Annotated in this window: 9 protein-coding genes and 1 pseudogene; all 10 read left to right on the top strand. The window is 35.9% G+C overall.

From position 1 onward, the window contains the following. Nucleotides 1-8: 8 nt before the first annotated feature. The 10 genes and pseudogenes from BHF69_RS06400 (at nucleotide 9) to BHF69_RS06355 (ending at nucleotide 14735) form a co-directional block, all read left to right on the top strand. Nucleotides 9-1829 (top strand): class I SAM-dependent DNA methyltransferase, encoded by a 1821-nt coding sequence (locus tag BHF69_RS06400; protein ID WP_075670216.1) that lies wholly within the window; start codon nucleotides 9-11, stop codon nucleotides 1827-1829. Continuing rightward, on the top strand, nucleotides 1826-3049 hold the full coding sequence (locus BHF69_RS06395) for a restriction endonuclease subunit S (protein WP_075670215.1): 1224 nt from the start codon (nucleotides 1826-1828) through the stop codon (nucleotides 3047-3049). Before BHF69_RS06400 ends, BHF69_RS06395 begins: the two co-directional genes overlap by 4 nt. 19 nt (nucleotides 3050-3068) lie before the next feature. Continuing rightward, nucleotides 3069-4217, top strand: coding sequence for a DUF3800 domain-containing protein (locus tag BHF69_RS06390; RefSeq protein WP_075670214.1), 1149 nt, complete (start codon nucleotides 3069-3071; stop codon nucleotides 4215-4217). Beyond that, the gene (locus BHF69_RS06385) at nucleotides 4214-7354 is read left to right on the top strand and encodes a type I restriction endonuclease subunit R (protein WP_075670213.1); all 3141 of its coding nucleotides are present in this window, start codon (nucleotides 4214-4216) and stop codon (nucleotides 7352-7354) included. The genes BHF69_RS06390 and BHF69_RS06385 overlap by 4 nt, the downstream gene beginning before the upstream one ends. 45 nt (nucleotides 7355-7399) lie before the next feature. Next, entirely contained in the window at nucleotides 7400-9505 is a 2106-nt protein-coding gene (locus BHF69_RS06380) for an ATP-dependent nuclease (protein ID WP_075670212.1), read from the top strand. Continuing rightward, the gene (locus BHF69_RS06375; RefSeq protein ID WP_075670211.1) at nucleotides 9468-11321 is read left to right on the top strand and encodes a UvrD-helicase domain-containing protein; all 1854 of its coding nucleotides are present in this window, start codon (nucleotides 9468-9470) and stop codon (nucleotides 11319-11321) included. Before BHF69_RS06380 ends, BHF69_RS06375 begins: the two co-directional genes overlap by 38 nt. A gap of 18 nt (nucleotides 11322-11339) precedes the next feature. Further along, a pseudogene (locus tag BHF69_RS14740) lies at nucleotides 11340-11486 on the top strand (SpoIVB peptidase S55 domain-containing protein); the annotation flags it as partial. A 78-nt stretch (nucleotides 11487-11564) separates the two neighbouring features. After that, nucleotides 11565-11957 (top strand): hypothetical protein, encoded by a 393-nt coding sequence (locus BHF69_RS06365; RefSeq protein ID WP_075670210.1) that lies wholly within the window; start codon nucleotides 11565-11567, stop codon nucleotides 11955-11957. An 83-nt stretch (nucleotides 11958-12040) separates the two neighbouring features. Next, complete coding sequence (locus tag BHF69_RS06360) at nucleotides 12041-13795, top strand: hypothetical protein (RefSeq protein ID WP_075670209.1); 1755 nt, start codon at nucleotides 12041-12043, stop codon at nucleotides 13793-13795. Next, nucleotides 13788-14735, top strand: a complete 948-nt coding sequence (locus tag BHF69_RS06355) for a hypothetical protein (RefSeq protein WP_075670208.1) — start codon at nucleotides 13788-13790, stop codon at nucleotides 14733-14735. The genes BHF69_RS06360 and BHF69_RS06355 overlap by 8 nt, the downstream gene beginning before the upstream one ends. The last annotated feature ends 40 nt before the right edge of the window (nucleotides 14736-14775 follow it).

The following is a 14775-nucleotide window of genomic DNA, read 5'->3' as shown; positions in this document are numbered from 1 at the left end:
GAGAAAGTATGATTAACATTCGTAAATTAGAAGCAGAATTATGGGAATCAGCTGATTTGCTGCGTGCAGGTTCAAAACTGACATCCAACCAGTATTGCATACCGGTGCTTGGTTTGATTTTTCTGCGTTATGCATATAGCAGATTTAAAATGGTAGAGGCGGAGATTCTCAAGAATCGTCCGTCCCGTGGTGGCAGAGTAATGCCAATAGAAGCAAGCGACTTTGCGGCTAAAAGTGCGCTCTTTTTGCCCAAAGAAGCACAGTATGACTATCTGGTAAATCTTCCATCAGATATTTCATCTGCAGGTCTTGTAAATAAAGACGGCCATGCTATGAACAGTCTGGGCGAAGTTGTAAACAACGCTATGGCATTGGTAGAAGATCAGAGCGAACAGCTTGGTGGTGTATTGCCTAAAGACTACACAATGTTCAATGATGATCTGCTTGGTGAACTTCTGCGTATTTTTAATAACAGCGCACTGGATGAAGTAGGCGGCGATATTATCGGTCGTATCTACGAATATTTCCTCAACAAATTTGCAAAAAACATTGCATCCGATGATGGTGTGTTCTTCACACCGAAATCATTGGTAAAGATGATTGTAAATATTATCGAACCAAAGAGCGGTATATTGCTTGACCCGGCTTGTGGTTCTGGAGGTATGTTCATTCAGTCTGGCGACTTTGTAAATCAGTCTGGTATGAATGCGAACAGTACAATGACTTTCTATGGACAGGAAAAAGTGGAATATAATGCACAGCTGTGTCTGATGAATATGGCTGTTCACGGCCTGACTGGTGTTATCAAATCCGGTGATGAAGCAAACAGCTTCTATCACGATGCTCATAATCTGGATGGTTGCTGCGATTATGTTATGGCAAACCCACCTTTTAATGTAGACAAAGTAAAAGCGGAGTCTTGCGAAAATGCAAAACGTCTGCCATTTGGTATGCCTGGAATTAACAAAAATAAAGAAGTTGGTAACGGCAACTATCTGTGGATTTCCTATTTCTACAGCTATCTGAATGAACGTGGTCGTGCCGGTTTTGTTATGGCTTCTTCCGCTACAGACAGCCAGGGTAAAGATAAAGATATTCGTCAGAAACTGATAGAAACAGGTCATGTAGATGCCATGATCAGTGCAGGCAATAACTTCTTTTACACAAAATCTCTGCCATGTTCTCTGTGGTTCCTTGATAAAGGTAAAAATGAAGAAATCAAAGATAAAGTGCTGTTTATTGATGCCCGTAACTACTATACAGTAGTTGACCGCACACTTAATGAATGGTCTGAATGGCAGCTGAAAAATCTGAATGCTATTGTATGGCTCTATCGTGGAGAAACAGAAAAATACAAAGCATTATTGGAAGAATACAAAGCTGTACTGGGGAATGCTGTATCTTTTGAAGAAGCACTTGGCTTACTGAAAGAAGAACTGAAAGATTTACAGAAGCGTGCAAAAATTGAAGTGGAAGCTGCTGCAAAAAATGAAAAGAAACGTGTACAAGCATATTATGATGAAGCAATTTCTGCGAAGAATGAAGAGATCACTGTAGCAAAAGAAGCTGTATGGCTGTACGAAAAATTCGGTGACGGTGTTTATGCAGATGTACTTGGACTGTGTAAAGTTGCAGACATTGCAGAGATAGAAGAAAAAGGCTGGTCTCTGACACCGGGAGCTTATGTTGGTGTTGCCCCTGTGGAAGATGACGGTGTTGATTTTGCACAGCGTATGGCAGAAATTCATCGTGAACTTTTGTCTCTGCAGGCAGAATCCAATGATTTGATGGAAACTATCTCTAAAAATATGAAGGAGATGGGATTATGATTTGGGAGAAGACAACGATAGGAAAGCATTGTACTGTAACTTCAAGTAAGCGATTTCATTTGTCTGATAGAAGTGATAGTGGAATTCCTTTTTATTGTTCAAAAGAAATAATTCAAAAAGTCAACGGACAAGAAGTTACTGATTGCGACTATATAAAAGAAGAAGCTTATGAAGAGGTAAAGAAGAAGTTTGGCGTACCTGAATGTGGTGATTTACTCATTACCACAAGAGGAACATATGGAATTCCCTATATCTACAACGCAGAGGATAAGTTTTACTTTGCGGATGGTAATTTGACTTGGCTTAAAGGTTTTGATGACCAGCTTATGGCAGAATTTCTGTATTATTGGATTTTGTCATATGAAGGACAGAAAAAAATAGATGCAATTGCAAAAGGAACTGCACAAAAAGCAGTGCCAATATCCTTAATTAAAGATATTGAGTTGTCAATTCCGGACGTTGAAACACAGAAAAATATTGCAAATATACTGAAATCTTATGATGATCTAATTGAAAACAACCAAAATCAGATTAAACTCCTCGAAGAAGTAGCACAGCGTATCTATAAAGAGTGGTTTGTTGATTTGCGTTTCCCTGGACATGAAGATGTATCTATTATCGATGGTGTACCGGAGGGGTGGAAGAAAGACAAAGCAGAAAATTTCTTCGATATCACTATTGGAAAAACACCTCCACGTGCCGAAAAACAATGGTTTGTGGACGGAAATACAGGAGTACCGTGGTTGTCTATCTCAGATATGGGAAATTCAGGTGTATATGCATTTGCTACAAGCGAAGGCTTGACGCAGGAAGCGGTAAAAAAACATAATATGAAGGTAGTGCCTTCGGGAACTATATTTGTAAGTTTTAAGCTGACAGTAGGGCGTGTTTCTATTGCTACTACTGATATGTGTACCAATGAAGCTATAGCACACTTTTATACCGATGATGATTTTAAACAGGCTTACACATATTGTTATTTGAGTAACTTTGAGTATGATACATTGGGGAATACATCTTCAATTTCCAAGGCCGTAAACTCAAAGATCATCAAGGCAATGCCATTTGTAATGCCTAATGAATCAACTATTTTAGCATTTGATAGATTAGTTGATCCTATTCTGAATGAAATAAAAAATAAACAAGCTACATGCATTAAATTGAAGGAAGCCCGTGACCGCTTGTTGCCAAAATTGATGAACGGGAAAATTGAAGCGTAAATCTAACTGGAGGTAGAACATGGGAATTGATGTGAATGAAATGAGAAAAATTGACGCAGAAATGCATGGTCTGTCTCTGTGTGACGATGGAATGACATTTTATTATGATGAGACTGGCAACTGCGGAAAGCTTATACTGACCGATAATGGAGTTAATGATGAGACTGCCTTAGAATGTGATTTTATCTTGGGCGGAGTGGCTTTTGATGGTGAACAGTGTCCGGCGGATACAGGACAGCTGTTACAGGATTTAAAATTGCAGTCATCCATCAAGGAATTGAAGTTTAAGCACATGACCAGAAGTGGCAAATCGTTCTTGGAATTTATGGGGAACAGCAGAGTTACTACATATATGGAATGGCTACATAACAGTGGGTTGTATATACATTATGCCACAGTAAACAGCCTGTATTATGGTCTTGTTGATCTGGTGGATTCTATATGGGAATATCGTCCGGAATTTGCTTTTAATTTTGAGTGGGTACAATATCTGAAATCAGAATTATATAATTTCTGCATGGAATATTTGGATGAGGTTCTTCCACTTTTGCATAAGTATCAGTTCCCTAATATCTCCAGAGAGGACAAAAGGGCTTTCTGTTTGGAGTTTTGTGATTTTATACAGTCATACAATGATGATACAACTGAAGCCGGTTTTGGTATGGAAGTATTGAGACAGATGCTTAAAGATGTTGGTAGGCATGGAAATATTTCGTTGCTGTATGACAATGATTCAAATATTCTTGTCAGCGAATATTATACATTTTATTTAAGCAGATGTTATACCTACAAGAATGCAAAACACTATTTTGATTTTGAAAAGGTCATTAAAGCTAAAATGGACGAAACTGAGTTAATTAGCAATGGTGCTCCATTCAAAAATTATGAGTTTGTGGAATCAAAAGAAACTGAACTGATACAGATATCAGATGTGTTTGTGGGAGTATTATCGAGAGTATTCAGATATCTTGATAGTATAACTGTAGAAGATATTGAAGAAATTGACCGAGTAAAATATGCTCAAGCAATAGAGAATTTGCAGAAATTGTATGAGCTGATTATTCGTGCAGATAGAAAGCATCCGATGTTAATTCAAAATGCAAATGATATGCGTTTAACACAGATGCGAATGGTCAAGTTAGAGTTACTGATAGGAGGAACTGTATGAGCTACGATTATTCCGAAAATATTCTTGTTCAAGAAAGTGCCGGTAATCTGCTCCGTGACGAGCTGGGCTGGGATGTCCGGTTTGCTTATAATACAGAAATTTTAGGAAAAAACGGCACTTTCGGCAGAGAAAGCTACAAGGAGATATTGCTGTCTCGTTATTTCCGTGAAGCATTGAAAAAGCTGAACCCATGGATAAACGATAGCCAGATTTCTGAAGCACAGAAGCTTTTGGAAAATAGACTGTCCACATCTTCGCTGTTGCAGGTAAATGAGGAAAAATATTTTCTTGTTCGTGACGGTATTCCGGTTACTGTGAAGAAGCCAAATGGACAGACGGAAACGAAAAAAGCTGCTGTAATAGATTTTCAGAATCCTGACAATAACTATTTTCTTGCAATTAAGGAACTGAAAATTCATGGCAATTTATACCGCCGCAGAACAGACATTGTAGGTTTTGTAAATGGTATTCCATTGTTATTTGTGGAACTGAAAAAGAATACTGTTGATGTGCAGAACGCATACGATGACAATTACACAGATTATCAGGACACCATTCCGCATTTGTTTTATTATAATGCGTTCTTAATGCTGTCCAACGGTACAGAAGCAAAGGTCGGTACTCTTGGCAGTAAATATGAATTTTTCCATGAGTGGAAGCGACTTGCAGAAGAAGATCAGGGCAGCGTTGCTCTTGAAACAATGCTCCGTGGTATTTGTAAGAAAGAGAACTTCTTGGATTTGTTTGAAAACTTTATTTTATATGACCACTCTGGCGGTCATACAGCTAAAATTCTTGCCCGTAACCATCAGTATCTTGGTGTAAATGAGGCAATGAAAGCTTATGCAGCAAGAAAATTAAATGATGGTAAATTGGGTGTTTTCTGGCATACACAGGGTTCTGGCAAGAGCTATTCCATGGTATTTCTTGCACAGAAGGTGCGCAGAAAATTTGAAGGTTCACCGACCTTTGTTATTCTGACTGACCGTGAAGAACTGAATTCTCAGATCAGTGATACTTTTGAAAACTGCGGATTGCTTGGTAAAACAAAAGCATCACAGTTTATTGCTACAAGTGGTGATGATCTTGTGCAGAAACTGAAAGGTAATCCAAGCTTTATATTTACACTGATTCAGAAGTTTAATAAATCAAATGCAGAACCTATTTATCCAGACCACGACATTATCATTATGTCTGATGAAGCTCACCGTAGCCAGTATGGTATCTTTGCAGATAACATGATGAAATTACTGCCTACATCAGCTCGTATCGGATTTACAGGTACACCGCTGCTGTCCAGTGATAATATTACGGCACGCACCTTTGGTGGCTATGTATCTGTTTATGACTTCAAAAGGGCGGTAGAAGATGGTGCTACAGTTCCACTTTATTATGAAAATCGTGGTGAAAAGATTGTAGATTTACATAACCCTGAAATTACAGAACAGATTCTGGATGCAATTGAAAATGCTGATCTTGATGTTGACCAGCAGGATAAACTGGAAGCAGAATTTGCAAAAGAAATACATTTGCTGACAGCAGAGCCAAGATTAAAATCTATTGCTTGTGACTTTGTAAACCACTATTCAGACTTGTGGACAAGTGGTAAAGCCATGTTTGTTTGTCTGAATAAAGTAACCTGTATTCGTATGTACAATTACGTGCAGGAATACTGGAAAGATGAAATCAAAAAGCTGAAAGCAAAAATAAAAACAGCCACTCAGCAGGAAGCACAGGAATTAGAGCGCAAGCTGAAGTGGATGGAAAAAACTGAAATGGCTGTAGTTATCAGCCAGGAACAGAATGAAATCCAGACTTTTAAAAAGTGGGATTTGGATATTAAATATCATCGTGCAAAGATGGAAAAACGAGAACTGGATAAGGAATTTAAAGATTCCAAGAATCCACTTCGTGTAGTTTTCGTCTGTGCGATGTGGCTTACAGGTTTTGACGTAAAATGCCTGTCTTGTCTGTATCTGGACAAGCCATTAAAAGCTCATACTCTGATGCAGACAATCGCTCGTGCAAACCGTGTCAGCGAAGGTAAAAGCAATGGTTTGATTATTGACTACATCGGTATTGTAAAAGCCCTCAGAAAAGCATTGGCAGATTATACAGCTAATGTAGGTGGAAACGGTGGAACAGACCCTACTGTAGATAAAGATGAGCTGATAGCCCGTATTATTGAAACTATAGCTAAAGCAAAAGCATTTCTGTCAGAGAATGATTTCGATCTGCGGATGTTGATTGATTCTTATGACTTTATGAAGTTATCTTACCTGCAGGAAGCAGCAAATGCCGTCTGTGGCACGATTGAAGATAAGAAAACTTTCACTACTTATGCATCCGAATTAAACCGTCTTATGAAGTATACCGACCGTGATGATATTACCGGTCATACTCGTAAGGAATACGAAGCGATTGCTGCCATTTACGCAGAACTGCAGAAAAAGCGCAAGCATGTTAACACTACTGATTTAATGGTGCAGATCAATGCTATTATCAGTTCTTATGTGGAAATTCAGCATACACCAATGATGGTGCGTGAAGAGCCACGCCGCTTTGATATTAGCGCTATTGACTTTGATTTGCTTCGCAGAGAGTTTGCAAAAGTAAAGAAAAAGAATCTGGTGCTGAAGGATTTGGAAGAACTTATCCAGATGAAATTGGATCGGATGCTGTTTACTAACCCGGATCGTATCAATTATTATGAACGTTATCAGCAGATTATTGATGATTATAACAGTGAACAGGATAGAGCAACCATTGAAAAGACCTTTATGGACTTGATGGATTTGGCAAACAGTATGAATCAGGAAGAACAGCGTTATGTCCGTGAAGGATTTGCAAGCGATGAAGAACTTTCATTTTATGACATGCTGTTCCGTGAAGATTTGAGTAAAAATGATATTAAGAAACTGAAAGAGGTTGCAGCATCATTGCTTCAGAAAGTTAAAGCAAAGATTTCTGAACTGGATCATTGGACTGATAAACAGGAAACGAAATCTGTGGTAGATAATTTAATTCGTGATACTCTGTGGAATGAATTGCCAGAATGTTATGATGAATTGAGTATTTCGATGTACCGTCAGCAGATTTATGAGTATGTGTATACAAGATATAAAGAGGTTGCGTAACAAAAATCTGAAATAATATATACGCATTTAAGGGAGGGATATTTGATGAAATTGTCAAAAATTAAACTGTGTAATTATAGATGTTTTGGAAACAGTGAGCAAGTAATTAACATTGACGATATTACTTCGTTTATAGGAAATAATAGCTCTGGAAAAACGGCAGTATTATTGGCTTTAAATTGCATGTTTTCCGATAATGCTGCAGACAGAGTTTTGAAACGAAGTGATTTTCACCTTCCTAAAAATATGAAACCAGAGGAAATGGAATCTCAAGAACTCTATATTGAAGCTGTGTTTACTTTTGATGAATTGGAAAAAGGGGAAGATGGCTCGTCTTCGGTTCCAGCATTCTTTAAAAGTCTTATTGTAGATAATCCCGACGGAACTCCATATTTACGTATTCGTTTAGAAGCATCCTGGGAAAAGAGTAGTAATATAGAAGGGGCAATTGAAAGTAAGATTTATTACATTACTTGTCCTGAAAGTGTTCCGATTACAGATGAATATAGGATTTCTCCATTACGAAGAGATTTAGATCGTATTCGAGTTATATATGTACCGGCTGTTAGGGATCCATCCAAACAATTGAAGAATGTTTCTGGAACAATGATGCATCAGATTATGAATAGCATTAATTGGAGTCAGTCGACACAGGAAAAAGTCAAAACCAAAATACAAGAATTGAACGATCAATTTTTAGAAGAAAAAGGTGTATCTATTCTTGGTACATCCATACATACGCAATGGGAAGCATATGATTCGGATACAAGATATTCAAATGCGCAATTGCGTTTTAATAGTACTGATATTGATTCTTCAATCAAAAAATCGGAAGTTGTTTTTTTGCCTACGGTAACAGGAAAAGAGTGTACTATTGATGATATGAGTGATGGATTGCGTTCTTTGTTCTATATTTCTTTGGTTGACAGCATCCTTGATGTTGAGGCGAAAATTCAGCAAGAGATAGATACAGAACCTGAACATGTTTCTTTTAACCATACCCCTCCAGTGTTATCTATTATTGCATTGGAAGAACCTGAAAATCATATTGCACCACATTTGATTGGACAATTAGTTGCTAACTTGAAGAAAATTGGGGAAAAGAATAATGCTCAAGCGATTTTAACTTCTCATTCCACTGCGATTATTAAACGCTTTGATCCTGAAAAATTAAGATATTTTCGCTTGAATACAGGAGATTGTACAACGATAGTACGTTCAATTACATTGCCAGATAAAGAGAAGCTTGCTGATCAGTATAAATTTATCAAAGAGGCAGTAAAAGCATATCCTGAATTGTATTTTGCAAAACTTGTTGTTTTAGGAGAAGGGGATAGTGAGGAGATTATTCTGCCGAAAATTTGGAATGCAAAAAACGGAGATGTTGATACAAGTGGAATATCTATTGTTCCTCTTGGAGGAAGGCATGTGAATCATTTTTGGAGACTTCTTAATGACTTGAATATTCCACATATCACTTTGCTTGATTTTGATAGAGAAAGAGAAGGCGGTGGATGGGGACGCATTAAATATGTTCTCGAACAATTGATTCAAAATGGGTATCCTAAATCAGAATTGTTAAAAACTGAATCGGGTTGTCTTTCTGATGAAGAATTTGGTGATATGCACACATGGGATGTTAATGATAGTGATTTTTTACAAAGTTGGATTTCTTGTTTAGAACGGTATAATGTTTTCTTTTCCACACCACTGGATATTGATTTTTTAATGCTGGAACATTTTGGAGATGTATATAAGAGTCTGTTGGGGAAAAAAGAAGGCCCTCGTCTTATGGTAAAAGAAAAAGGGGAGAGCATTCAAAAGTATATTAAGGATATTGAAGGAAAGGAACCTGCTTATCCGGAATACATTGATCGTATTGCAGATGATGTGCGTCATTCTTTAAAAGAGTGCGGTGGTAATGGAAAGACGTATTCCGAGGAACAAAAGAAATTAATGGTCTGGTATACATATTTCTTTTTGAACAGAGGAAAGCCATCAACTCACATTGAGGCATTTTCAAAAATTAGTGATGAAATGCAAGTTTCGATGATGCCACCGGTATTCGCTCGAATGATTACTGCTGCGGAAAAGGTATTGAAGGAGAATGCGTATGAAGATTGTTGCATCAGAAAAATGGATACCATGTGATGGTGTTGTTTTAGAAGATAATGCTAACGCTGCAGTTAAAGCAAAAGGGAATGTTCTTGTTGTTGCGGGACCTGGTGCAGGAAAAACAGAATTGTTGGCACAAAAAGCAAGCTATTTGTTTCAGACGAATATCTGTAGAGATCCACAAAAGATTTTGGCAATAAGTTTTAAAAATGATGCGGCGGATAACTTAAAAAAAAGGGTTATAAAACGTTGCGGAAAAGAAGTAGAATCTCGCTTTATATCCATGACTTATGATGCGTTTTCTAAAAGTCTTGTGGATCATTTCCGATTTGCTCTTCCAGAGAGCATAAGGCCAGAGTCATCATATTTAGTTAATGATGCAGATATAATAGACGCAGCTTTTAAAAAGGCGGGATACAATAATCCACAAAGATTACCAGCATATAAGCTACGAACATATTATGATAGCGTGCTTGGTAATGTACAGTTGCCATATACAAAAAACGATTTGGGAGAAAGAGTTTGGGGGCTTTTATTAAAAGGATTTGATGATTACAAGCCAACCCTCTCGTTTAAAATGATTAGTATCCTTTCAGAATATATTATTAGGACTAATCCTAAAATTAAGCGAGGATTGCAGCTAACGTATAAATATGTTTTCTTGGATGAGTTCCAAGATACAACGGGGCTACAATATGGTTTGGTAAAGCAGTGTTTTTTAAACTCGAATTCTATAATGACTGCAGTTGGTGATAATAAGCAACGCATTATGGTTTGGGCTGGTGCATTGAAAACGGTCTTCGATGATTATAAAAGAGAATTTAATGCTGAAACCAAAAAGCTAATTATGAATCATCGTTCTGCTCCGAGACTTGTTGATCTGCAGAGAAAAATGTATGCCTCGTTAAATGAAGAGGATAGTGCGATTTGTGTTTCGGATAAATGGAAACCTGAAGATGGCACAATTACTTTATTTATTGCTAAAGATGATGAACAAGAAGCGACTGCATTGTCTAAGCAGATTGCTTCAAAAATAAAGTCAGGATTAGAGCCGAATAGAATTTGTATCCTTTGTAAACAAAAACCGGCGAACTATACGGAAAGAATTATTGATGAACTTAAGAAACTTCAAATTTACGCCCGTGTCGAAGACGATTATCAAAATTTGATCAAAGAACCCATTGTTGAAATGTTGATATCAATACTACGTTTAGCTGTTGATATAAAACATCCGCATGATTGGGAATATGTTGTATTGAAAACATCTGAGTTGTGGAATGTAGCTTCTTATCAGTCGGATGATGATTATTTAAAAATGCAAGAGGCCCTTGATGCTGAAATAGAACTGCTGGGTTCTATGATGAAGAATGTTGCAAGTAAAAGAGAGTTTCAAGAGTTGTTAAAACATGCAATTGAATTTTGGGGTGGAAATCGTATTAAGGCAAACTTTCCTGTTTACGGACAGGGTACATATTTGAAAGAAGTACTGACTAAGTTCAAGGACTATATGTGGAATGAGCTTGAAACTACGGAAAAAGACTGGCTGCTTGCTATAGAGAACTTTGAGGGATTGCATTCTGTTCCTATTATGACAATTCATAAAAGTAAAGGTTTGGAATATGATGTAGTATATTTTGTCGGTTTAGAAGATTCTGCATTTTGGAGTTTCAAAAACCAGCCAGAAGAAGACAGATGTGCATTTTTCGTGGCATTATCTCGTGCTAAAAAAGAAATCTTTTTTACGTTTTGTCAGTATCGATATATGAGTAAGTTTCCGAAGCAGAAACACGATGATATCAATGAATTTTTTGAATTGTTAAAGATTCCGGGCATGGCAAAAATTATAGAGTGACGTTGTTCGTTATTAATTAAAGATGTTGGAATTGTCCAAGGAATGTCAGGTTCCCCTGTGATTCAAAATGGGCGACTTGTGGGTGCCGTAACCCATGTTTTGGTAAATGATCCCACCAGGGGATATGGCATCTTTATTGAGAATATGTTAGATACAGCAGAATAATCCTAAGCAGGTAATGCAATGAGTATCTCATTGTATTGCCTGCTTTTTATATTCCAAAATAAAAAAGGAGTAGACAATATGAAATACATTCCATTAGCAAATTTGAAAAATACAACAGGCATCGTATCCTTCTGTAAAGAGGTAAATGAAATTGTGGTTGCGAATAGAAACGGCCAACCGAAGCTCGTGCTGATGTCCAGAGAAGTTTATGAAAATGGATTAGGCAAAGTTATGGATAATCCATTGATTAATGTCCGCAGAGATATGGAGCTGGTAGCAGAACCGATCCTAATTAGAACATTCAACAATCCGGCTGAAATCGTAAGAGTATGCGAAAGTGAAGTGGGAAAGGTAGTTCCTGTGCTTCGTAATGGTGTAGATGAGATCTATGTGATGGATTATGAAGCATACCGTATGAGGAAAGATTATTTGATTAATTTGTTAAAATCAGAGATGAACAGGAAAGAGTAATATACGATGTTTTTATCTATGAATTATAGCGGATTATGCTATAATTAATTTAACAATCTAAGCAAAGGATGTAGGTGTCAAATATGGCTTTTATCAAAGAAGAGCATTTATATACAACTGGTGGACTGAGTATTAATGGGAAACAGGGTTTCAAATATGCGGACATTATTTTAGGATACGGTGAAAACTATTATCATGCGGTATTCTTTAAGTTTCAGAACTTTTTTACAATAATGATGGATGATTATCAAACATTTCCAACTATGGAAATAGCATCAAAGGTTTTAACTATGCTTTCTGAGGCTGATATAACAGGTCCTGCTTCTGAAAAAATTGATAATGAAAAAATAAAAGTTTTGCTTTCTGATTTGAACCCAGATAAGAATTATTACAAGATTGGTAACTATATTGTAAGAACGGCCGAGAAAACTGTACCTTATAAAAAAACTGAGTTTTTATTAAACTCAATGATTCCACTTGCAAATGTGAATGCCTGTATTACCAATATGGGCACGAGGCTTCAAGTTACTATAAATAACGAGAATAAACAAAAGCTGGACAGGTATGATAAAGTGTTTTTCGTTTCAGCAGCTGGAGAAATCGTATTTAAAGAACTTATGTGTTTAAAGGCGTTCCCCGATATTGATAACGTTGTTCTTGATTTGTTTTCTGAACATGAATATTTCATGAAGCATTCCCAGATGAATGGTATGAAAATTACTGGAAATTTACTTTGGACTTTGCAAGTAATGGAATATTCATTGAACAAAGATAGAGATAATCCGATTGAAATGAGGAAGGAAGGTAAATCTTTAAATACTGGAAAAAGAAGATTCTTTTTTCTTTTTTCAATACGAGGACTTGAAATTAAAACGGACGTTAGATTTGGATTGGTTACATTTTCTAATGAAAGTGGAATTGATATCGATAGAGAAAATGAATATACTGCAATACTTGGGAAAACTAATCATTGCTATGCCCAAGTTGCAATTGTAAATGAGTCTTTGAGAATGGCTGCAGAAGAGGCAGTAAAAGTAGTTGATAAAGCTATAACTCTTTTACAAATAATATTATTGGATGATTCTCCACGGATTTTTTATAATACTAAAGATACATATAGATCATGGAATTTCAAAATGTTAAGTTCTTCTCTTACAGTTGATAAACATTTTTATGTTGAAGATGTTATAAGTACTCAGCAGTATGCAATTTTAAATCGCAAAAACAGTCTTATTACTCAACTTATTACTGTAGATGAAGAGTTTTCAGATCTTCTTAATAAAGATAATATTTTGGAAGATTTTTTCTATTTGGATAAAAGTAAGGATAAAAGAAAGTTAGCAGAGGATTTGTTACAGTCCATCGTTTGGCTAAATGCATCATTAAAAACAGAAGATTCGAAAGAGAAGATTATTTCTCTTTATAATTGTTTGGAGTTTTTGGTTACTGGTGAGAAAGGGACATTATTAAGTCAAGAATTACATTTAGCTTATGGTTCTGAATATGATTCTTCTATTGAAGGAATAAAAAAAGTCATTAATGAAATCCAAAATGAAGAATTGAGGGAGAGAATCGGCGGCGTAATAAAATCTTCATTTGAAGGGAATTCAAGTCTACAGAGTAAATTAGAATCTTTAATTGACCGTCTTCCTATAACGTTTGAGGATAGAGATTGGGAGTTATTTAATAAATTAAAAAAGAATAGGCAGAAATTGATACATAACAAAAAAATCTCCGCGCCTATTACTAATCAAGAATTGAATGAACTATTCCATCTTTTTTCAAAAGTTATTATTTATAGAATTATAGACATTAGTAATGGAGGAAAAAATGATTGATATAATTAGTTCATCTATCAGATTGGGAAAACTATTGAGAGAACATGGCGAATTAAATAATATAGCTGTTTTTTTCTCGCAGATAGTGAATGAAAAAAGTAATCCCTGGGCATTTGAGTATGTAAAACTCGTATCTTCTAAATTCGGGCAATATGGTCTATATGCTTTTGATGTAGTTGATCAGATTTTGATTCAGAATCTCGAAAATGAAGATGATTTTGCGAAAAGAATGGCTTTGGAAATAAGAACATTCGTTACAGAGAAGTCTAACTATAAAGAGGTTCTTGGTTTATCAAAAAAGTATGGAGCGGTATTAAATGATTATGTTGGACAACTTTTAACTAAAACAAATGATTATCCGCAAATAAAAATGGAAAATGTGTCATTAAAGATTCAACAATGCTCTAATGAACTTTCTACTGCAATATTACGTAGTGGAGTTTTAAGCTGGATAAGTGATCCTGGTAAAATTGAGATTTTGAAAAAGGAAATGTCTTTTGTTGGGGAATATGAAGCCCAGACTGCAGAATTTGAACATTTGCATCCATATAATAAAAATACACGCAAAGTAATTAATTCCCTTAGTACAAAACAAAGAAAGATTGCCTATCAGATTGAAAATATTAGATTTGTTCAGTATTTGTCAAGATGTGGAATGCTTCAGGGATTCTTCTTTGAACTATTTGATATTCCTGAGTCTCATATAATGAAAATCAAAGAGATATATAGAGATCAAAGTATTCATCCTATAATAATAAAAACAGATCTGATATATCCAACAAATCATATGTTTTTATTTAGATACTTTTTTGAAGGAAAAGTATCTTATCTGTTAGCAAAACGGGTGACTATTCATTTTTCACATGAAGATAAGTCAACTACAACTCTAATTGGATATAGATATCCTACAAATGAATATTCTTTGTTGAGAATTGATTAATAGAGGTATTAAGCAAAACAGCTATGCGTTGCAAAATGTA

Origin of the sequence: Anaerostipes sp. 992a, assembly GCF_001940245.1 — a bacterium.
In the GTDB taxonomy this organism is placed as follows: Bacteria; Bacillota; Clostridia; order Lachnospirales; family Lachnospiraceae; genus Fimousia.
Note: the sequence above shows the minus strand (reverse complement) of the source record. Positions and strands in the feature narration are given on the sequence as shown.

Coding starts and splice junctions, on each gene's coding strand:
- BHF69_RS06375 (WP_075670211.1), top strand. CDS start 9,468: ATGAAGATTGTTGCATCAGAAAAATGGATACCATGTGATGGTGTTGTT.
- BHF69_RS06355 (WP_075670208.1), top strand. CDS start 13,788: ATGATTGATATAATTAGTTCATCTATCAGATTGGGAAAACTATTGAGA.
- BHF69_RS06395 (WP_075670215.1), top strand. CDS start 1,826: ATGATTTGGGAGAAGACAACGATAGGAAAGCATTGTACTGTAACTTCA.
- BHF69_RS06390 (WP_075670214.1), top strand. CDS start 3,069: ATGGGAATTGATGTGAATGAAATGAGAAAAATTGACGCAGAAATGCAT.
- BHF69_RS06380 (WP_075670212.1), top strand. CDS start 7,400: ATGAAATTGTCAAAAATTAAACTGTGTAATTATAGATGTTTTGGAAAC.
- BHF69_RS06385 (WP_075670213.1), top strand. CDS start 4,214: ATGAGCTACGATTATTCCGAAAATATTCTTGTTCAAGAAAGTGCCGGT.
- BHF69_RS06365 (WP_075670210.1), top strand. CDS start 11,565: ATGAAATACATTCCATTAGCAAATTTGAAAAATACAACAGGCATCGTA.
- BHF69_RS06400 (WP_075670216.1), top strand. CDS start 9: ATGATTAACATTCGTAAATTAGAAGCAGAATTATGGGAATCAGCTGAT.
- BHF69_RS06360 (WP_075670209.1), top strand. CDS start 12,041: ATGGCTTTTATCAAAGAAGAGCATTTATATACAACTGGTGGACTGAGT.